An 18524-nucleotide genomic window follows, 5' to 3' on the forward strand; every position below is an offset into this window, starting at 1 on the left:
TCGCGTCGATGTTTATTGGACCACGCGAGCGGCCCGAAAATCCCGCACCTTTCTGCGGAAGTCCCGCAGTGATTCATCGGCCGGTTCATCGCCGGCGTAGCGCAATTGCAGATACTGCTCCATCAGCACCCGCAGCGCCTCGCGATGCCCGGGCAGGGCGCGCGCGGCACGGCGCAGGTAGTGCTGTGGTCCTTCGCCGCGTCGCCGTGCCACGCCCGCACGGGCGAGCTTGCGCTCGAGCCGGCGGAGCGCCGACAGCGCCGGGTCGATCCGCTGGCGCCGCGCCATCGCCCACGCCAACCCGGCGCCGCCGAACAGCAGGCTGCCGGCCACCAGCAACCAGGCCAGCGTCTGGTTGTCGGTCTGCTCCACGCCGAATGGCGTGAGCAGGCCACGCTGACGTAGTGCATCGAACCCGATAACGCCCTTGTCCCACCAGCGGTTGACGATGTCCCAGCGGTTGCGCAGGTTCTGCAGCCAGGCGTCCTGGTACCACGGACGTACTCCGCCACCGGCCGCCGCGGCCCCCAGGCTGACCCGCTCGGGGCGTACTGCGGCGGTGGGATCCACGCGGACCCAGCCGCGCCCCTCCATCCATACCTCGCTCCAGGCATGGGCGTCGGACTGCCGTACCAGCAGGTAGTTGCCCAGGCGGTTCCAGAAGCCGCCCTGGTAGCCGGTGACCACCCGGGCCGGTACACCCGCGGCACGCATCAGCACGGTGAAGGCCGAGGCATAGTGCTCGCAGAAGCCCTCGCGGGTGGAGAACAAGAAGTCGTCCATGGCGTCACGTCCCAGTGGTGCCGGGGTCAGCGTGTAGCTGAATCCGCCGTCATGGAACAGGGCCAGCGCGGCACCGACGATCGCCGCCGTATCGCCGTGGAGGCGCTCGCGCCACTCGCGTCCAAGTGCCAGCGTGCGTGGATTGAGGCCTGACGGGAGTTCCAGGGCGGGAGCCCGTTCCGGGCCGATCGCTGCACCGAGCCGGTAGTGAAGCGCCGAGGTCAGCCGGTAGCGCAGTAGATCGTCGACAGGCTTGTCGCGGGCCAGGACGCGGCCTGCACGAAGCACGGCGCCGTCCGGGACGCCCAGCGGCACCCCCAGCGCCGGAAGGACCCGCTGCCCGTTCGGCAGCAGCGTCACCGCGTAGCTGACACGGTCCGTCGCGTCGACCGGCTCGGGCTTCGCGTAGGGGGGCGACGCCCGCCAGCTCGTGCCGTCGTAATTCCACATCACGAAGGCACGGAAATACAGGTCGCCGCGCGGTGGCGGTGCCGTGTCGAAGCTGACGCGCATGGCCGGGCTGTCGTCGACCAGCAACTGGGTCATGTCGCCGGGCGACATTTCGCTGCTCAGCCCGGTGCGCGCCTGGTCGTCCTGCGGCGCCCCCCACAGCGGCGTACTGAGCCGGGGTACGACCGCAAAGGCGAACAGCGTCAGCGGCAGCGACACCGCGAGCAGGGTCAGCCCCGGCAGCAGCTGTCGCGGCAGGGAGACCAGCGTCTGTGCCGGCTCCAGCGAACGCAATGCGGCCAGCACCGGCAGCAGACCGAGCGCCACGCCGAGCGTGGCTACCAGGCCCTGGTCGAACAGCAGCGCGGCCATCAGCGCGAAGCAGGCGAAGGCGATGCCGACCCGGGCATCGCGGGCCGTTTCGGTCTCCAGCAGCTTCAATACCAGCAGGCCGACCGCCAGCGATGCGCCCGGGGCGCGTCCGAACACGGTGCCATAGGTGGTGACGATGGCCAGCGCAAGCAGGGCGATCAGCGGCAGCTTGAGCCAGGCCGGTGTCTTGCCCGGGGCGCGGCGCCGCTGCCACCAGCGCAGCGCCAGCACGCTGCCGAGCCCAAGGCTCAGCCACACCGGCAGGTGCGGGGCATGCACCGCGAGCACCATCAGCATGGTCAGCACGGTGAGGTCGAAGCTGCGCGGTGACAGCAGCGGACCCTCGACGCGTCGGCGCCAGTGGATGCGCCAGTTCATGGCAACAGTGCCAGCGCACTCATGCAGCGCGCGTAATGGTCGCTGCCGCTGTCGGCGGCGATCTCCAGTGTGGGCAGCCACAAGCCGTAGCGGCGACGTTGTGCGTGGGCCTCGCCGACCCAGCGGGCCAGTCGGGCGATGCGCGCCTCGTTGTCGAGCGCGCCAAGTTCGCGCCAGTCCAGGCGCCATTCCTCGTGTGCACGGGGCTGCTCGAAATCCTTCACCAGCAGCCCCTCGTGGCGGGCGCTGGCCTTCCACGCCACATGGCGCGGCGGATCGCCGGTGCGGTAGTTGCGCAGGGCGGCGAGATCCTCCCCGTGATGGAGCTGGCGCTCCGCGGCGTCGCTTTCAGGCAGGCGCGGCGGCGGGCCCTTGGCCTCCGGTTGCGGCCAGACCAGCACCGACTGCTCGGGATGCAGCCAGCTCCAGGCGCGGAACATGCCCAGTGGCCAGGTGCTCCACACGCGCATTCGCGGCAACGGCTGCCAGCCGCGGCGGCTCGTGGGCAGCTGGAAGACCAGTTCGGCCTCGCCGGCGGTGGTGAGATGGAATGCCTGCAACTGGCCGGTCAGCTCCACGCGGATCGACTCGCGCGCCCGCGTGGCGGCGAAAACCAGATGCAGGTCAAGCGGCTGTCCCGCGACGGCCTGGCCGGCGCGCACCGATGCCAGGCTCAGTCCATCCAGCGCGCGGAAAGTCAGCAGCATGCTGGTCATGCTGGATGCACCGAGCAGGCACGTGAGCAGCAGGGCGGCGTTGTTGGTGTAGTTGAGAGCGCCGACCAGCATCACCAGCAGTAGTACCCCGAAACCGAGGCCGAAGCCGGTCGGGACGATATAGATGCGTCGTCGGTGCAGCTCGATCGGCAACGACTCCGCGCGCCGGTAGCGGGTGAGCGCAGGCAGGCGCCGTTCGGCCCACTGCTGCAGGCGTGCCAGCCAGGCCCGCATCAGTCCACCGCAACCTCGGCGAGCAGTTCGCGCGCCAGCGCCTCGCCGCTGGAGCCGCGGCTGGGTACAAGGCGATGGCCGGCCAGTGGCACGAACAGCGCCTGCAGATCCTCCGGCAGCACGTGCGCGCGGCCGCTCAGCAGTGCCCATGCGCGTGCCGCGGCCAGCAGCGAGAGGCCGGCCCGTGGCGACAGTCCCACGCGGATCTCGGCGTGGCGGCGGCTCGCGGTCAGCAGCGCCTGCAGGTAGTCCAGCAATGCCGTGCTGGTGGTGATCGTCTGCGCGCGATCACGCAGGGCGACCAGGCTCGCGGCATCGAGCTGCGGAACGAGTCGGGCCAGCAGGTCGCGGCGATCGGCCCCGGACAGCAATGCCCGTTCCGCGCCGGCATCCGGGTAGCCGAGCGAAATGCGCAGCATGAAGCGGTCGAGCTGCGAGTCGGGCAGGGCGAAGGTGCCATGCAAGTCCAGCGGATTCTGCGTGGCCACCACGTAGAACGGCTGCGGCAAGGCGTGGGTCTGGCCGTCGACGGTGACCTGGCCCTCGGCCATCGCCTCGAGCAGTGCGCTCTGTGTCTTCGGCGTGGCGCGGTTGATCTCGTCGGCGAGCAGCAACCCGGCGAAGATGGGCCCCGGGTGGAAGCGGAACTGCGATGTCTCGCGCTCGTATACGCTCACGCCGATAATGTCCGACGGCAGCAGGTCGCTGGTGAACTGCACGCGCTGGAAGTCGAGCGAGAACGTGGCAGCCAGCGCATGGGCCAGCGTGGTCTTGCCCACGCCTGGCACATCCTCCAGCAGCAGGTGGCCGCCGGCGAGCAGGCAGGTGAGGGCCAGCTTGACCTGGCGCGGCTTGCCGAGCAGCACCTGGTTGACCTGCGCCAGCGCCGCTTCCAGGCGCTGCATCAGCGGATCGTCGCGGAGGGGAGTGGCAGACATGGCGATGGGTGGTTTCCTTGCGGCTGGCTGCGTCGTGGCGCATGCCTGACCGGATCAGTGTAGTGGTGCCCGTCGCGCGCTGGCGAGCCGTTTTCCTCACGGTTTTCGCCGTGCAGTTCGCCATCAAGGCGTGGCTGGCGGCCACGCTGGCGCCATTCACCGACGAGGCCTTCTACTGGCTGGAAAGCCGGCATCCGGCATGGGGTTACAGCGATTTGCCGCCCCTCACGGCATGGCTGATCCGGGGCGGCGAGGCAGTTGCCGGGCACGGGGTGATCGGCATGCGCTGGCCGTTCCTGGTGCTCGGTGCGGCGCTGCCCTGGATCGTGGTGCGTTTTGCGCGCGAGGCGTTCGATCCGCGCATTGGCTGGCAGGCCGGACTGCTCTGCCTGGTGCTGCCGCTGGCCGGCACGCTGGGCGTGCTGGCGGTGCCCGATGTCCCGCTGACGGCGGCGATCATGCTGGCCGTGCTCGCGTTGCTGCGGGCGGCGGCGAAGGATCGTTTGCGCGACTGGCTGCTGCTCGGCGGTTCTCTCGCGCTGGCGTGGACGACCCATTACCGCGCGGCGATGCCCATGCTCGTCGGGTTGCTGTTTGTGCTGGGCGCTCCGCGTGGACGGGCGCTCTGGCGCCGTCCGGGGCTGTGGCTGGCCATGGCGGTGGCGGCCATGGGGCTGGTGCCGATGGCGATATCGAACTGGCACCAGCACGGCGCGGGTCTCGCCTTTCAGCTGGTCGATCGCAACCCCTGGCGATTCCATGCCGGCGCGCTGGTACAGCCGCTCGAGCAGGCGCTGGCCTGTACTCCTTTGTTGTACGCCATGCTGCTCTGGGCCGGCGGGTGTGCCTGGCGTCGTCGCGAGGAGGGGGCGCCATGGGATGTGATCGCTTTCGTCTCGATCGGCTTTCTCGCCTTGTATTTCCTGCTCGGCCTGTTTGCCGACGACGTGCGCTTTCGTGCGCACTGGCCGTTGCCGGGCTATCTGCCATTGCTGGCGGCGCTGCCAGCCCTGGTGGCGGCAAAGACGGGGACGTTGGCCCGTCGCTGGCTGGGGGGCGCGGTGTTCGTGGCTGTGCTGGGGCAAGGCCTGGGCCTGGCCTGGCTCGGCATGGCGGCGACGCCGGGGGGCGCCACGCGGCTGGCGGATCTCAAGGCGTTTCCCTATGCCTTCGTCGGCTGGCGCGAGGCGGCAGCGCGGGTCGGGCCGCTGCGGCATGAAGGCGTGCTGGTGGCGGACAATTTCGCCCTGGCTGCCGAGCTGGCGTTCTTTCTGGGCGATCGGCAACCGGTGTACAGCCTGGACAGTCCGCTGAACGTCAAGCACGGACGCGCGCCGCAACTGGCGCTTTGGCATCTGGACGAGGCGGGCCTGCGCGCCGCACACGCCGGCCAGGCAATGCTGCTGGCGGTGGAGGAGACCGCGCAGAGCGAACGCGAGCGCTTCACCTGGCTGGGCACGATCTGTCGCCGCATCGATGCCCCGAGGGCGGTGGCGCGCGTGTCGCTCTACGACGGACGCAAACGGGTGGCCTTGTATCTGGGGACGGTGCCGCTGGACATGCCGGCGTCTGTCGCAGCCACGCCCGTCGAGCGAGGGGCCTGTCCGATCTGGCTGGCGGCCCATGCGGCCGACAGCCCCCGTTGACCTCAGGGGATGCTGTGGCCAGCCTGACGCAGCAGGCGTGCGAGCGCGATCAGCGGCAGCCCGACGAGCGCCGTGGGATCGTCCGTCTCGATGCGTTCGAACAGGCTGATGCCCAGTCCCTCGCACTTGAAGCTGCCGGCGCAGTCCAGTGGCTGTTCGCGTGCGACGTAGCGCTCGATCTCGCGGTCCGAAAGGGGGCGGAACACGGCACGGGTAACGTCCACGTGCACATGTTGCGCACCGTCGCGAGCATCGAGCAGGCACAGCGCGGTGTGGAATTGCACGGTGCGGCCGGACGAGCGCCGCAGCTGTTCCCGTGCGCCCTCGGCCGTGCCCGGCTTGTCCAGGACGAAGCCGTCCAGTTCGGCGACCTGGTCGGAGCCGATCACCAGCGCCCCCGGATGCCTGGCGGCCACCGCCCCGGCCTTGGCGATCGCCAGCCGGAGTGCGCGGGCGGCCGGCGGCTCGTCAGCCAGGTGGGCTTCGTCGGTGCCGGGGGCGTCCTGGACGAAGTCCTCGCACACTCTGCGCAGAAGTTCGGCCCGGTAGCGCGAGGTCGAGCCGAGCACCAGCGGCGGCGTCACGCGCCCGGTCCCCGGTGGATGTGTTCGCGCATCGCACTGTCCAGGTCCTGCTGGGCCTGGCTCAGCGCTTCGAGCAGGGGGCGCAGGCGGCCGCGGGTGTCGCGCATTGACTGGGCCGTGGCCTCCAATTGCTGCTCGCTGGCCTCGCTGGCGCAATCGCGGATCCACAGCCGCTGCTGCAGCAGCGCCCGCAGTCCGGCGTCGATCGCCTGGCGGGCATCCTTCTCGCTCGGTTGCGGGCTGTCGGGATTGAGCGACATCACCGAATGGGCTTTCTGCAGTCCGGTGCGGCAGGTCTTCAGATCGCCTTCCAGTCGATCGGCGAGGTCGAGCAGGGTCTGCAGGTTTTCGTGGTGCCGCCGTTCACGCTGTCGCTGGCGCAGCAGCACGACCACCACGATGATGGCCAGTCCGAGCAGGGCCGCGCCGCCCGCTATCATCATTTCGGGAGTCACTGGGGGCGTTCGCCGCAAGAAAATCGGGCAGCCAGTCTGCCTGAAGCGATCCTTTGCAGGCAAAATGCCCCGCCGCCCGCCGGATCGGGGCCGATCCGCGGCGGGTTGACTTGGATCGCCGTCAAACCGATAATTTCGCGATTATGTCCGTGACACTGCCAGAGTCCGTGGACGCTTGGCGCATGGTTTCGGCGCGGCGTTCCTTCGCGGGAACGCTTCCGGTGGCCTCGATGCCCCGCCTTTGCGGGATGCTCGCAGGCGATGCGGGGGAGGTTGCCTACGAGCTGGAGTTCGGCCGCGACGACCTCGGCATGGCTTATCTCGACGTTCGTGCGGATGCGCCGCTGTCAGTCACCTGCCAGCGATCGCTCGAGCCGTTCGTGCTGCCGGTTTCGGTCAGCAGCCGGCTGGGATTGATCCGCTCGGAGCGCGAGGAGTCCGGGTTGTCGCCCGAGTCCGAGCCGCTGCTGGTGGATGAGGATGGCAAGCTGGCCATGGCCGATGTCATCGAGGACGAATTGCTGTTGGCGCTGCCGCTGGTCCCGGTCAACCCGGACAGCGAGCTGCCCGAAGAAGTCACCCGTCCGCCGTCGGAGTCCGAAGCCGGCGACGAACGTACCGAAAACCCGTTCGCGGTGTTGCGCGAACTTAAGAAATAACCCGCTAGCTACAAGCGATTACGTTGGAGATTCGCCATGGCCGTTGCCAAGAGCCGCAAAACCCCGTCCACCCGCGGCATGCGTCGTTCGCACGACAAGCTGAAGACCGTGCAGCTGTCGACCGACCCGACCAGCGGTGAGGTGCACCTGCGCCATCACGTGACGGCCGATGGTTACTACCGCGGCAAGAAGGTGATCGACACCGCCACGGCGGTGGTCGAAGAGGATTGATCGGTCCCGCAAGGGATTCCGATGGCAAAGCGGCGCGGTAACGCGCCGCTTTGCTTTTGCGCGCGCGCGAACGTACCTTTCCCGGCTTCGGTGCAGTTGCAGCATCCCGTGGGGATGTGCGACGCCCGATCGACCGCACTGACTGGATAGTGGAATGACCCCGATCTACTCCCGCATCACCGGTACCGGCAGCGCCCTGCCGGAGCGCATCCTCACCAATGCCGACCTGGAGAAGCTGGTCGAGACCAGCGACGAGTGGATCCGGACCCGTACCGGCATCCGTCAGCGCCACGTCGCCGCCGAGGGCGAGACCACCGGCGACCTCGCCACGCTGGCTGCGCAGCGCGCGCTGGAGGCGGCCGGCGTCAAGGCGTCCGAGATCGACCTGATCGTGCTCGGTACCACCACGCCGGACATCATCTTTCCCTCGACCGCCTGCCTCGTGCAGCATCGCCTGGGCGCGAACGGTTGCGCGGCATTCGATGTCAATGCGGCCTGCTCGGGCTTCATGTACGCGCTGGGCGTGGCCGACAAGTTCATCAAGAGCGGCCAGTCGAAGAAGGTACTGGTGATCGGTGCCGAGACGCTGACCCGCATGGTCGACTGGACCGAGCGCGAGACCTGCGTGCTGTTCGGCGATGGCGCGGGTGCCGTGGTGCTGGAGGCATCCGGCGAACCGGGCATCTACGCCACCTGTCTGCATGCCGACGGCGGCCACAAGGAGCTGCTGTACAACCCGGTCGGCGTGTCGGCCGGCTTCACCGACGAGCCGAACCATGGCGTGCGCATTCGGATGGCCGGGCGCGAAGTGTTCAAGGTCGCGGTCAAGACGCTCGACTCCCTGGTCGACGAGACGCTGCAGGCCGCCGGCATGCAGGAATCGGATATCGACTGGCTGATCCCGCACCAGGCCAACCTGCGCATCATCGAGGCGACCGCCAAGCGGCTGAAGATGTCGATGGACCGCGTGGTAGTCACCGTCGACAAGCACGCCAATACCTCGTCCGGCTCGGTGCCGTTGGCGCTGGACTTCGCCGTGCGCTCGGGCAAGGTGCAGCGTGGTCAGAACCTGTTGCTGGAGGCATTCGGCGGCGGTTTCACCTGGGCGTCGGCGCTGCTGCGCTACTGACACCCGGTCCGGAATCCCGCTTCGCATGGGCCGCCCTCCGGGGCGGCTTTTGCGCTCTACGGCACGTAACGTCGCGATACGGCTGCGTACGTCATCGATTGCTGGCAACATGCCGCTTTTCCCTCGACGGTTTTCCCATCCATGACTGCTTCCGCACCCTCGCTGGCCTTCGTGTTTCCCGGGCAGGGCTCCCAGTCGGTCGGCATGCTGGCCGAGCTGGCCGAGTTGCATCCGGAAGTGCAGGCCACTTTCGAGGAAGCCTCCGAGGGGGCCGGCATGGATCTGTGGGCGCTGAGCCAGCAGGGGCCGGAGGAGCAGCTCAACCGCACCGAGTACACCCAGCCGGCGCTGCTCGCGGCGAGCATCGCGGTGTGGCGCGTCTGGATGGCCCAGGGCGGCGCCATGCCGGCACAGCTGGCCGGCCACAGCCTGGGCGAGTACAGCGCGCTGGTCGCTGCCGGATCGATCGCCCTGGTCGACGCGGCGCACCTGGTGCGCATCCGTGGACAGGCCATGCAGGACGCCGCGCCGGCGGGGACCGGCGCTATGGCCGCCGTGCTCGGCGCCGAGGACGCCGTGGTCCAGCAGGCGTGCCAGGACGCATCCGGTGTGCACGTGGTGGTCCCGGCCAACTTCAATTCGCCCGGCCAGGTCGTGATCGGCGGTCATATCGAGGCGGTGGACAAGGCGCTGGCGCTGCTGGCCGAGCGCGGTGTGCGTAAGGCGATCAAGCTGCCGGTGAGCGTGCCATCGCATACGCCGCTGATGCGCGAGGCCGCCAACCGGCTGGCCGAGGCGATGACCGCCTACGCATGGCGCGAACCGGCGATCCCGGTCGTGCAGAACGTGGACGCCCAGGTGCATGAGGGCGTCGACTCGATCCGCGAGGCGCTGGTCAGCCAGCTTTACCAGCCGGTGCGCTGGACCCAGTGCGTACAGGCGCTGGCTGCCGGTGGCGCCACCCGTTTCGCCGAGTGCGGTCCGGGCAAGGTGCTGGCGGGACTGGTCAAGCGGATCGACAAGAGCCTGGAGGCGCGCGCCCTGGGCACGCCGGGCGACTTCGAGGCTGCCCGCACCGAGTGGGCCTGAGCCCTTTCGATCACGAACTGCAAGGACACATGCATGAACGACGTACTCAAGGGTGAGGTCGCCCTCGTCACCGGGGCCAGCCGCGGCATCGGTGCGGCCATTGCCGACGAGTTGGCGGCGATGGGCGCCACGGTGATCGGCACCGCCACCAGTGAGGCTGGCGCGGCTGCTATTGGCGAGCGGCTGGCGGCCAGCGGCGGTCACGGGCGCAAGCTGGACGTCACCGACGGGGCGGCGGTCGCGACCCTGATCGACGCCATCGGCAAGGAGTTCGGCCCGGTCTCGATCCTGGTCAACAACGCCGGCATTACCCGCGACCAGTTGCTGATGCGCATGAGCGACGAGGACTGGCAGGCGATCCTGGACACCAACCTGTCCTCGGTCTATCGCACCTCCAAGGCGGTAATGCGCGGGATGATGAAGGCGCGCAAGGGTCGCATCATCTCGATCGCCTCGGTGGTCGGCGTCACCGGTAACCCGGGTCAGGCCAACTACGCGGCGGCCAAGGCCGGCATCATCGCGTTTTCCAAGTCGCTGGCGCGCGAGATCGGCAGCCGTGGCATCACCGTGAACGTGGTCGCCCCGGGCTTCATCGATACCGACATGACCCGCGCCCTCAGCGAGGAGCAGCGTGGCGCGCTGGTCGGCCAGATCGCGCTGGGCCGGCTGGGCGAAGCGGTGGACATCGCGAAAGCGGTCGGTTTCCTGGCCTCGCCCGCTGCCGCCTACATCACCGGCGAGACGCTGCACGTCAACGGCGGGATGTACATGCCCTGAGTTTCCGGGGCGGGGTGCAAGCCCTGTCCCATGCCATTTGGCCGGTTGTCGCCAGCAGACGTTTTTTGGGCGACAATGGCCACTTCGCGCCGGCCGGATGGCCAGCGTTGCTCCACTGTCCGCGACAAGGTGGCCGGCTCCCAGGGGAGCCGCGCAGCGCCAGACGCGGGCCTCTGCCGGAACAAGCCGGCGCAGCACGAAAATTTCTCCTTGGGAGGTTTGGCAACATGAGCACCATCGAAGAACGCGTCAAGAAAATCGTCATCGAGCAGCTGGGCGTGAAGGAAGATGAAGTCACGGCGAACGCTTCGTTCGTGGACGATCTGGGCGCGGACTCGCTGGACACGGTCGAGCTGGTGATGGCCCTCGAAGAAGAGTTCGAGACCGAGATTCCGGACGAGGAAGCCGAGAAGATCACCACCGTGCAGCAGGCCGTCGACTACATCAAGGCCCACTCCAAGGAGTAATCGCTACGCGGGAGAGTGCCGCTGCGGTGGCGCCGATCTCTCCGCGTTCCGATCACGAAAGCTGCGCCGCACCGGCGCAGTTTTCGTTTCCGCATTTCGTAACCTGCGACCGCGTATGGTTCGCGCGGCCTCAGTGAAGGAACAGACGCATGAGCAAACGACGCGTGGTAGTGACCGGCATGGGCATCGTCTCGCCGGTCGGCAACGACATCGCCACCGCCTGGAAGAACGTGCTCGAGGGCAACACCGGCATTGGCCCGGTCACCGCCTTCGACGCCTCCGCCTATGCCACCCGCATTGCCGGCGAGGTCCGTGACTTCGATCCGGTCGAGGCCTACTTCGTCGGCTCCGACGCCCCGGACGACGAGCGGCGCGCGATCGCCAAGGACTTCAAGCGGATGGACCCGTTCATCCACTACGGCATCGTGGCCGGTACGCATGCGTTCCGTCAGTCCGGCCTGGTCGTCACCGACGAGAATGCCGGACGTATCGGTATTGCGGCAGGCGCCGGCATCGGTGGCCTGCATACGATCGAGAGCACAGCGCTGGAGCTGGCCGAGAAGGGGCCGCGCAAGGTGTCGCCGTTCTACGTGCCCAGTTCGATCATCAACATGGTCGCCGGCAACCTGTCGATCTACCACGGCATGAAGGGGCCCAACATCGCGCTGGTGTCGGCCTGCACCACGGCCGCGCACAACATCGGCATGGCGATGCGGCTGATCCAGTATGGCGACGCCGATGCGATGCTGGCCGGTGGCGCCGAGTTCGCCACCACGCCGACGGCGATGGCCGGCTTCTGCTCGGCCAAGGCGATGTCCACCCGCAACGACGACCCGGCGCACGCCAGCCGTCCGTGGGATACCGGTCGCGACGGCTTCCTGCTGTCCAACGGCGCCGGCATGCTGATGCTCGAGGAATACGAGTTCGCCAAGGCGCGTGGCGCCACCATCCTGGCCGAGATCATCGGCTTCGGCATGAGCGGCGACGCGTACCACATCACCGCGCCCAGCGGCGACGGCGCCGAGCTGGCGATGCGCAATGCGTTGCATGATGCCGGCCTGAAGGCGGAGGACGTGCAGTACGTCAACGCCCACGGCACCTCGACCCCGGTCGGCGACCTGGGGGAGGCAAAAGCGATCCGCAACGTGTTCGGCGAGTACGCCACGCACAAGGGCAAGTTCGCGGTGAGCTCCACCAAGTCGGTTACCGGCCATCTGCTCGGTGCGGCCGGCGGCGTCGAGGCGATCTTCTCGATCATGGCGCTGCGCGATGGTGTGATGCCGCCGACCATGAACCTGGAAAGCCTGGACCCCGAGGTCGAAGCGCTGGGGATGGACTTGGTGCCGAACCAGGCGGAAAAGGCCGACCTCAACGTGGCGATGTCCAACTCGTTCGGCTTCGGCGGAACCAACGGCACGCTGGTTTTCCGTCGCATCTGAGCGACGGATGGACGGCCATCGCCGCACTCTCGGCGGCCGGCGCGATCTGCTCGCGCCGGCCGCGTCGTTTCCGCAGCGCTATCCCGGCCTGCTGCAGAGCGTGGTCTCCGGCACGCCGCAGGCACGTCATGACCTGCTGTTTGCCGCGATCGACGAATCCATCGCGCTGCACGCCGATGGCGTGGTGCGCGACGAGACGGGCCGCGCGTTGCCCGGCCGCTTTCTCGATCTGCTCGACGCGCGCTGGAGCGAGCTCCGGATCGACCAGCCAACCGACGAAACGCTGCCGTTCCGCGGTGGCTGGCTGTTGTTCCTTGGCTATGAACTGGCCGGCGAGATCGAGCCGCGTCTGCGCCTGCATCCGCATACCGTGCTGCCGGTCGCGCTGGCGCTGCGCTGTCCAGCCGCGGCGATCGTCGACCACGCGCGCGACGTGACCGAGCTGGTCGCCGAGCCGGGGCACGAGACACTGCTCGAGCAGATGGCCGCCGATCTCGAGGTGCCGGCACGCTGGCCGGCAGCGGAGGCGCCGCTGGCGATCGAGGAAGACGATCCGCAGCACTTCCTCGATGGCGTGGCGCGCATCCACGAGCACCTGCACGCCGGCGACATTTTCCAGGTCAACCTCTCGCGTGCCTGGCGTGCGCGTTATGCTGCCGCGCCCCGGCCGGCTGCGCTGTACGACGCGCTGCGCCGTGCCAATCCCGCGCCCTTCGCCGGCCTGCTGCAGCAGCCCGGCTGGTCGATCGCCAGCTCGTCGCCGGAGCGGCTGGTCGAGTCGCGCGGCGGCATGGCGCAGACCCGGCCGATCGCCGGCACGCGCCCGCGTCTAGCCGGTGACGACGAGGCGGCGCGCATCCGCGAGCTCAGCGGTCACCCGAAGGAGCGCGCCGAGCACGTGATGCTGATCGACCTGGAGCGCAATGACCTCGGTCGCGTCTGTGTGCCGGGTACGGTCGAGGTGGACGAGCTGATGGTGGTGGAGAGCTACGCCCATGTGCACCACATCGTCTCCAATGTACGCGGTCGGCTGCGGGCGGGCGTCACGCCCGGCGAGCTGATCGCGGCCACCTTTCCCGGTGGCACCATCACCGGCTGTCCCAAGGTGCGCTGCATGGAGATCATCGCGGCGCTGGAACAGTCGCCGCGCGCGGCCTACACCGGCGCACTGGGCTACCTAGACCGCTCGGGCGACATGGACCTCAACATCCTGATCCGCACGCTGACCCAGATCGGCGGCGAGGTAAGCCTGCGGGCGGGGGCGGGCATCGTGGCCGACTCGGTCGCCGCGAACGAGCTGGAAGAAACCCGCGCCAAGGCGCGCGGACTGCTGCGTGCGCTCGGGGCGACCAGCGCATGACCGTGCGCATGCTTGTCGACGGTCGGCCGGGCGACACCGTGTCGGCCCAGGACCGCGGGCTCAGCTACGGCGACGGACTGTTCGAGACGGTGAGCGTGATCGGTGGCCGCGCGCCGTTGTGGTCCAGGCATATGGAGCGGCTGGCCGAGGGCGGTCGCCGTCTGGCCATCCCGCTGCCGGATGCCGGGATGCTGGCGAGGGAGATGGGCGCCGTCGCGGCCGGGATGGCTGCCGCCGTGGCACGTATCACCGTTACCCGGGGTGTCGGCCCGCGTGGCTACGCGCCGCCGGTCGCGTCGATACCTACCCGCATCGTTGCGGCCTTTCCGATGCCGGCGCCGGAGCTGCGCCTGGCGAGTGAAGGCGTGCGCCTGCGCGTGTGCGACCTGCGCCTGGCCGAACAGCCAGCTTTGGCCGGCCTCAAGCACCTCAATCGCCTCGAGCAGGTGCTGGCCCGGGCCGAATGGGCCGATCCGTCGATCCACGATGGGCTGCTGCTCGATGTCGCGGGTCGCGTCACGTGCACCACCATGGCGAACGTGTTCGCGGTGATCGACGGCGCCCTCGTCACGCCCTCGCTTGCTCGTTGCGGTGTGGCCGGCGTCGCCCGCGCCGAGGTGCTGGCGACGATTCCGGCAGTGCAGGTGCGCGATCTGGCGCTGGAAGAGCTGCTTCGTGCCGACGAGCTCTTCCTCACTTCGAGCGTTCGCGGCATCCTGCCGGTTCAGGCCGTCGGCGATAAGGTCTTCGCCACCGGCCCCGTGGCGCGCGCGATGCAGGGGCATTGGCGCGGGCTGGGTTTTCCATTGGAGCTGGCATGAGTCGTTTCCTGGTGCGTGGCCGCGCAGTGTGGCGTGCGCTGATCCTGCTGTTGCTGCTGGCGGCGCTTGCCGCCGCATGGCTGTGGCGTGACCTCGACCGCTTCGGGCGGACGCCGCTGGACATCGCTTCGGCCGGGCAGACGATCGACATCGCTCGCGGCACCGGTTTCAAGCAGATCGTCGACGAGCTGCGCAGCCGCGGGTTGACTCGTGCCGCGCCGCTGTACTGGCGCGCGCTGGCCGAGCAGATGCACGTGGCTGGCCGCCTGCATGCGGGCGAATACGCGCTGGTACCGGGCCTCACGCCGCGCTCGCTGCTGGAGAACATGGCTGCCGGCCGCGTGCTGCAACACGATTTCACCATCATCGATGGCTGGACCTTCGCCGAGCTGCGGGCCGCGTTGGACAAGGCCACGCCGCTGCGCCACCTCACCCGGGGCATGGACAACGCCACGATCATGCAGAAGATCGGCGCGCCCGGTGAAATGCCCGAGGGCCGCTTTCTGCCTGAAACCTACGCCTACGTGAAAGGCGACAGCGACCTGGACGTGCTCAAGCGCTCTTACGCCGCCATGCACAAGACGCTCGATGCGTTGTGGCCCGGGCGCGATCAGGGGCTGCCGCTGACCACGCCCTACGATGCGCTGATCCTGGCTTCCATCGTGGAAAAGGAGACCGGTCGCGCGGACGAGCGCAAGCGCATCGCCGGCGTGTTCGTGCGCCGGCTCGAACATCACATGCTGCTGCAGACCGACCCCAGCGTGATCTACGGCATGGGGGCCAGCTATACCGGCAACATCCACAAGCGTGACCTGACCACCGACACGCCCTACAACACCTATACCCGGCCCGGTCTTCCGCCCACGCCGATCGCCCTGCCGGGCAAGCCGGCGATCGAGGCCGCGTTGCACCCCGCATCCGGCGATGAGCTTTATTTCGTGGCCAAGGGCGACGGCACGCACGTGTTCGCCAGGACGCTGGCCGAGCACGACCGCAACGTCGACTGCTACCAGCTCAAGCGGTGCCGCTGACGATGCGCGGTGTGTTCATCAGCCTGGAAGGGGGCGAGGGTGCGGGCAAGAGCACGCTGCTGGCCGGTCTGCGCGATCACCTGGTGGGGCGCGGTATCGATCTGGTGCAGACGCGCGAACCGGGCGGCACGCCGCTGGGCGAGGCACTGCGCGCGATCCTGCTCGATCCGGCCATGCGCGGGATGAGCGCGGAGAGCGAGTTGCTGATGATGTTCGCTTCGCGTGCCCAGCTGGTGCGCGAATGCATCGCACCGGCACTGGTGGCCGGGCGGTGGGTGCTGTGCGATCGCTTCGCCGACGCCAGCTACGCCTACCAGGGTGGTGGGCGCGGCCAGCCGGTGGAGCGCATCGCCGGGCTCGAGGCCTGGGCCTGCGCCGGGATTGCCCCCGACCTGACCCTGCTGCTCGACCTGCCGGTGGCCGATGGTCGTGCGCGGGCGGCCGGCCGTGGCGAGGCCGATCGCATCGAAAGCGAGGCCGATGCGTTCTTCGAGCGGGTGCGTGCCACTTACCGCGCGCGTGCCGTGGCCGAGCCGAACCGCTTCCGCGTGCTCGACGCCAGCGGGACACCGGAGCAGGTGCTGGCTGCGGCGATCGCTGCGGTGACGCCGCTGCTGGAGCGTGATCGATGAGCGCGATGCCCTGGCTGGACGACGCCTGGTCGCGGCTGCAGGCGCGTCGCGAGCGCGGTGCGCTGCCTCACGCCTTGCTGCTCTGTGGCCCCGAGGGTCTTGGCAAGCGCGATTTCGCCGACCGCTTCGTCCGTGGCCTGCTGTGCCAGCAACCGGAGCATGGCGAGGCGTGCGGACATTGCCGCAGTTGCGTGCTGCTTGACGCGGGTACGCACCCGGATCGCGTCGCGGTGGGCTACGGCCTGCGCAAGGACGGCGTGCAGCGCAGCGAGATCGTGATCGACCAGGTCCGTGACCTCTCCGCCCGCCTGGCCATGGCCAGCCAGTTCGGTGGCTGGCAGGTGGCGACCATCGACCCGGCCGACGCGCTGAATGCCGCGGCGGCCAACGCCCTGCTCAAGACGCTGGAGGAGCCGGCGGCGCAGACCATGCTGGTGCTGGTGGCCGACGCGCCGTGGCGCTTGCCGCAGACGATCCGCAGCCGTTGCCAGCGGATCGAGTTCCATCTGCCCGAACCGGCCCAGGCGCTGGCATGGTTGCAGGCCCGGGGGGTGGACGATCCCGCCTCGGCGCTGCAGGCGGCCGGCGGCAATCCCGGCCTGGCCCGGCGTTGGGCGGAGGAGGGGGCGTTGGATCGTCGCCGCGAGGTGCGTCGCGACCTTGCGGCCCTGGCTGCCGGCCGTGGCGAGGCCACGGAGGTCGTTCGACGCTGGCTGGACAGCGAGCCGGCCCAGCGGGTCTGGTTCGCGGCGCAGGCCGTGGCCGACGAAAGTCGCGCCCGGGCGGCTGGCGAGGCCGGACCGCTGGTCAGCGGTCTGGACGCGGCGGGGCTGGCTGACTGGTACGATCGTGCCAACCGCACGCGCGAATCGCTGCGCGGACCCCTGCGCAACGACCTGGCGCTGCTGGAGCTGCTGGCCCGCTGGCGCTGAGCGCGGCACGGACAGCCTCGATCATGGACATTCTGTCGGCACGTACGCGACTGCTGGTGGTCGCGCCCCATCCGGACGACGAGACGCTGGCCACCGGCATCCTCATCCAGCGGGTGCTCGCTGCCGGGGGCTCGGTACACGTACTGCTGCTCACCGATGGCGACAACAATCCGTGGCCGCAGCGTCGGCTGGAGCGGCGGCTGTGGGTCGGGCGGCAGGCCCGCGCGCGGTGGGCGAGCCGTCGTCGCGGCGAATTCATGGCGGCGCTCGGGGAGCTCGGCCTGTCCGGCACCGACATGACGGCGATGAGCTGGCCGGACCAGGGGCTCACCCGGATGATCGCCAGCGCCGCGGGCGCCTGCATGGAGGCGCTGGACGCGGTGATCGCGCGGGTGCAACCCACGCTGGTGGCGATGCCTGCACTGGATGATCGTCATCCTGACCATGGTGCGGCCCATGTGCTGATGCGGCTGGTGCTGGAGCGGCAGGCCCGGGCGCCCGTCGTCTGGCTCTATCGGGTGCATGGCGGTGCGCGCAGGGCGTGCCCTTCGGTGGCCTGTGTCGCCGATGCGTCCACCTGGTCGCGGAAGCGGGCGGCACTCGCCCGGCATGCCAGCCAGTTGGTGCTGAGCCGGCGTCGCATGGAGCGACTCGCCGCCCGCACCGAACGGTACGAGGTGTTGTCGACCGGGCCACTGCCCAGGGATTTGCCCTGGGCGCCACGTTGGCCGCAGCGGACGTGTCTGCGCCTGACCGCGGCCGCGGCGGGCACCGGAGTCGCGTGGCGATGGGCGCGTGCGCCGGTCCAGCGGGAGCCGGGGCAGGGGGGCCGGCTGGCCGCACAGGCACTGCCGGCGGGTGAGGGGGCCTTGTTCGTCAAGCTCGAGCTGACGCTGCCATCGTTCTGGATCTTCGACCACTGGGGCTGGCGCGAATTGCGCCGGTAGTGCGACCTGCCTGCTTTGCGCAAGCCCGTGTGCATCGCTAGGATTCGATATCCGATGCGCTCGCGGATGGTCCGCCAGGAGCACGCATGAACCCCGTCGTCGCCCGCCAGGGCATCATCTCGCTGAAGATCAAGGACATCCCGACGCTGTACAGCGCCTACATGCCGTTCCTGAAGAACGGCGGGTTGTTCGCGGCGACCACCCAGCGCTACGCGTTGGGCGACGAGGTGGTGCTGCTGCTCAGCCTGATCGACGAGAGCGAACGCATCTCGGTGGCCGGCAAGGTGGTGTGGATCAGTCCGGTCGGCGCGCAGGGCAACCGGCCCGCGGGCATCGGCGTGCACTTCAACGAGTCCAGCGACGGCGAGGTGGCGCGTCAGCGCATCGAGAACCTGCTCGCCGGCATGACCGCCTCGGACCGCGTGACCAGCACGATGTAGTGCGACGGCGCGCT

At 69.2% G+C, this 18524-nt stretch carries 20 protein-coding genes; 15 read left to right on the forward strand and 5 right to left on the reverse strand.

Translation table 11 applies throughout. The features are described 5' to 3' along the window. Positions 1–12: 12 nt before the first annotated feature. Genes ATSB10_RS02635 through ATSB10_RS02645 form a run of 3 tightly spaced genes read right to left on the reverse strand, consistent with a single transcriptional unit; the run spans position 13 to position 3871 of the window. Positions 13–1983: a transglutaminase TgpA family protein gene (locus tag ATSB10_RS02635; RefSeq protein ID WP_063670311.1), complete on the reverse strand. Its 1971-nt coding sequence runs from the start codon at positions 1981–1983 to the stop codon at positions 13–15. Continuing rightward, positions 1980–2933, reverse strand: coding sequence for a DUF58 domain-containing protein (locus tag ATSB10_RS02640; protein WP_063670312.1), 954 nt, complete (start codon positions 2931–2933; stop codon positions 1980–1982). The genes ATSB10_RS02635 and ATSB10_RS02640 overlap by 4 nt, the downstream gene beginning before the upstream one ends. Next, positions 2933–3871, reverse strand: a complete 939-nt coding sequence (locus tag ATSB10_RS02645; RefSeq protein ID WP_063670313.1) for an AAA family ATPase — start codon at positions 3869–3871, stop codon at positions 2933–2935. Before ATSB10_RS02645 ends, ATSB10_RS02640 begins: the two co-directional genes overlap by 1 nt. Before the next feature lie 110 nt (positions 3872–3981). Between ATSB10_RS02645 and ATSB10_RS02650 the strand changes: the two genes are divergently transcribed. Then, positions 3982–5517 carry an ArnT family glycosyltransferase gene (locus ATSB10_RS02650; protein ID WP_236886476.1) on the forward strand — a complete coding sequence of 512 codons (1536 nt, stop codon included), beginning with the start codon at positions 3982–3984 and terminating at the stop codon, positions 5515–5517. A gap of 2 nt (positions 5518–5519) precedes the next feature. Here ATSB10_RS02650 and ATSB10_RS02655 read toward each other — a convergent pair whose 3' ends face one another. Both ATSB10_RS02655 and ATSB10_RS02660 read right to left on the reverse strand, forming a co-directional pair. Continuing rightward, positions 5520–6101, reverse strand: a complete 582-nt coding sequence (locus ATSB10_RS02655; RefSeq protein ID WP_063670315.1) for a Maf family protein — start codon at positions 6099–6101, stop codon at positions 5520–5522. Next, the gene (locus tag ATSB10_RS02660; protein ID WP_063670316.1) at positions 6098–6544 is read right to left on the reverse strand and encodes a hypothetical protein; all 447 of its coding nucleotides are present in this window, start codon (positions 6542–6544) and stop codon (positions 6098–6100) included. Before ATSB10_RS02660 ends, ATSB10_RS02655 begins: the two co-directional genes overlap by 4 nt. A 194-nt stretch (positions 6545–6738) precedes the next feature. Between ATSB10_RS02660 and ATSB10_RS02665 the strand changes: the two genes are divergently transcribed. The 14 genes from ATSB10_RS02665 to ATSB10_RS02730 all read left to right on the forward strand — a co-directional run bounded on the left by ATSB10_RS02665 (position 6739) and on the right by ATSB10_RS02730 (position 18510). Beyond that, entirely contained in the window at positions 6739–7215 is a 477-nt protein-coding gene (locus tag ATSB10_RS02665; RefSeq protein WP_169816734.1) for a YceD family protein, read from the forward strand. Between the two features lie 36 nt (positions 7216–7251). Continuing rightward, entirely contained in the window at positions 7252–7446 is a 195-nt protein-coding gene (gene rpmF, locus ATSB10_RS02670) for a 50S ribosomal protein L32 (protein ID WP_017462269.1), read from the forward strand. Positions 7447–7600: 154 nt separating this feature from the next. Continuing rightward, positions 7601–8575, forward strand: a complete 975-nt coding sequence (locus ATSB10_RS02675; protein WP_063670318.1) for a beta-ketoacyl-ACP synthase III — start codon at positions 7601–7603, stop codon at positions 8573–8575. A 141-nt stretch (positions 8576–8716) separates the two neighbouring features. After that, complete coding sequence (gene fabD / locus ATSB10_RS02680; RefSeq protein ID WP_063670319.1) at positions 8717–9664, forward strand: ACP S-malonyltransferase; 948 nt, start codon at positions 8717–8719, stop codon at positions 9662–9664. A gap of 33 nt (positions 9665–9697) precedes the next feature. Then, entirely contained in the window at positions 9698–10441 is a 744-nt protein-coding gene (fabG, locus tag ATSB10_RS02685) for a 3-oxoacyl-ACP reductase FabG (protein WP_063670320.1), read from the forward strand. Between the two features lie 227 nt (positions 10442–10668). Continuing rightward, positions 10669–10908, forward strand: a complete 240-nt coding sequence (gene acpP / locus ATSB10_RS02690; RefSeq protein WP_017462265.1) for an acyl carrier protein — start codon at positions 10669–10671, stop codon at positions 10906–10908. 149 nt (positions 10909–11057) lie between these two features. After that, positions 11058–12347: a beta-ketoacyl-ACP synthase II gene (fabF, locus tag ATSB10_RS02695; RefSeq protein ID WP_063670321.1), complete on the forward strand. Its 1290-nt coding sequence runs from the start codon at positions 11058–11060 to the stop codon at positions 12345–12347. Positions 12348–12354: 7 nt separating this feature from the next. Beyond that, positions 12355–13707: an aminodeoxychorismate synthase component I gene (locus tag ATSB10_RS02700; RefSeq protein ID WP_063670322.1), complete on the forward strand. Its 1353-nt coding sequence runs from the start codon at positions 12355–12357 to the stop codon at positions 13705–13707. Beyond that, complete coding sequence (gene pabC / locus ATSB10_RS02705) at positions 13704–14528, forward strand: aminodeoxychorismate lyase (protein WP_063670323.1); 825 nt, start codon at positions 13704–13706, stop codon at positions 14526–14528. The genes ATSB10_RS02700 and pabC overlap by 4 nt, the downstream gene beginning before the upstream one ends. Next, the gene (mltG, locus tag ATSB10_RS02710; RefSeq protein WP_063670324.1) at positions 14525–15559 is read left to right on the forward strand and encodes an endolytic transglycosylase MltG; all 1035 of its coding nucleotides are present in this window, start codon (positions 14525–14527) and stop codon (positions 15557–15559) included. Before pabC ends, mltG begins: the two co-directional genes overlap by 4 nt. A gap of 2 nt (positions 15560–15561) precedes the next feature. After that, complete coding sequence (tmk, locus tag ATSB10_RS02715) at positions 15562–16191, forward strand: dTMP kinase (RefSeq protein WP_063674307.1); 630 nt, start codon at positions 15562–15564, stop codon at positions 16189–16191. After that, positions 16188–17123: a DNA polymerase III subunit delta' gene (gene holB / locus ATSB10_RS02720; protein ID WP_063670325.1), complete on the forward strand. Its 936-nt coding sequence runs from the start codon at positions 16188–16190 to the stop codon at positions 17121–17123. The genes tmk and holB overlap by 4 nt, the downstream gene beginning before the upstream one ends. A gap of 23 nt (positions 17124–17146) precedes the next feature. Then, positions 17147–18070, forward strand: coding sequence for a PIG-L deacetylase family protein (locus ATSB10_RS02725; RefSeq protein ID WP_063670326.1), 924 nt, complete (start codon positions 17147–17149; stop codon positions 18068–18070). Between the two features lie 86 nt (positions 18071–18156). Continuing rightward, a complete protein-coding gene (locus tag ATSB10_RS02730) occupies positions 18157–18510 on the forward strand; it encodes a PilZ domain-containing protein (protein WP_017462257.1) in 354 nt (117 codons plus the stop codon). Positions 18511–18524 lie beyond the last annotated feature (14 nt).

It is taken from the genome of Dyella thiooxydans (assembly GCF_001641285.1).
In the GTDB taxonomy this organism is placed as follows: Bacteria; Pseudomonadota; Gammaproteobacteria; order Xanthomonadales; family Rhodanobacteraceae; genus Dyella_A; species Dyella_A thiooxydans.

Excerpts from the sequence above, each read along its gene's own strand:
- ATSB10_RS02645 (WP_063670313.1), bottom strand. The coding sequence starts at position 3,871 with ATGTCTGCCACTCCCCTCCGCGACGATCCGCTGATGCAGCGCCTGGAA.
- ATSB10_RS02640 (WP_063670312.1), bottom strand. The coding sequence starts at position 2,933 with ATGCGGGCCTGGCTGGCACGCCTGCAGCAGTGGGCCGAACGGCGCCTG.
- fabG (WP_063670320.1), top strand. The coding sequence starts at position 9,698 with ATGAACGACGTACTCAAGGGTGAGGTCGCCCTCGTCACCGGGGCCAGC.
- mltG (WP_063670324.1), top strand. The coding sequence starts at position 14,525 with ATGAGTCGTTTCCTGGTGCGTGGCCGCGCAGTGTGGCGTGCGCTGATC.
- ATSB10_RS02700 (WP_063670322.1), top strand. The coding sequence starts at position 12,355 with ATGGACGGCCATCGCCGCACTCTCGGCGGCCGGCGCGATCTGCTCGCG.
- tmk (WP_063674307.1), top strand. The coding sequence starts at position 15,562 with ATGCGCGGTGTGTTCATCAGCCTGGAAGGGGGCGAGGGTGCGGGCAAG.
- acpP (WP_017462265.1), top strand. The coding sequence starts at position 10,669 with ATGAGCACCATCGAAGAACGCGTCAAGAAAATCGTCATCGAGCAGCTG.
- ATSB10_RS02675 (WP_063670318.1), top strand. The coding sequence starts at position 7,601 with ATGACCCCGATCTACTCCCGCATCACCGGTACCGGCAGCGCCCTGCCG.
- ATSB10_RS02660 (WP_063670316.1), bottom strand. The coding sequence starts at position 6,544 with ATGATGATAGCGGGCGGCGCGGCCCTGCTCGGACTGGCCATCATCGTG.
- ATSB10_RS02730 (WP_017462257.1), top strand. The coding sequence starts at position 18,157 with ATGAACCCCGTCGTCGCCCGCCAGGGCATCATCTCGCTGAAGATCAAG.
- ATSB10_RS02665 (WP_169816734.1), top strand. The coding sequence starts at position 6,739 with ATGGTTTCGGCGCGGCGTTCCTTCGCGGGAACGCTTCCGGTGGCCTCG.
- ATSB10_RS02725 (WP_063670326.1), top strand. The coding sequence starts at position 17,147 with ATGGACATTCTGTCGGCACGTACGCGACTGCTGGTGGTCGCGCCCCAT.
- ATSB10_RS02635 (WP_063670311.1), bottom strand. The coding sequence starts at position 1,983 with ATGAACTGGCGCATCCACTGGCGCCGACGCGTCGAGGGTCCGCTGCTG.
- rpmF (WP_017462269.1), top strand. The coding sequence starts at position 7,252 with ATGGCCGTTGCCAAGAGCCGCAAAACCCCGTCCACCCGCGGCATGCGT.
- fabD (WP_063670319.1), top strand. The coding sequence starts at position 8,717 with ATGACTGCTTCCGCACCCTCGCTGGCCTTCGTGTTTCCCGGGCAGGGC.
- holB (WP_063670325.1), top strand. The coding sequence starts at position 16,188 with ATGAGCGCGATGCCCTGGCTGGACGACGCCTGGTCGCGGCTGCAGGCG.
- fabF (WP_063670321.1), top strand. The coding sequence starts at position 11,058 with ATGAGCAAACGACGCGTGGTAGTGACCGGCATGGGCATCGTCTCGCCG.
- pabC (WP_063670323.1), top strand. The coding sequence starts at position 13,704 with ATGACCGTGCGCATGCTTGTCGACGGTCGGCCGGGCGACACCGTGTCG.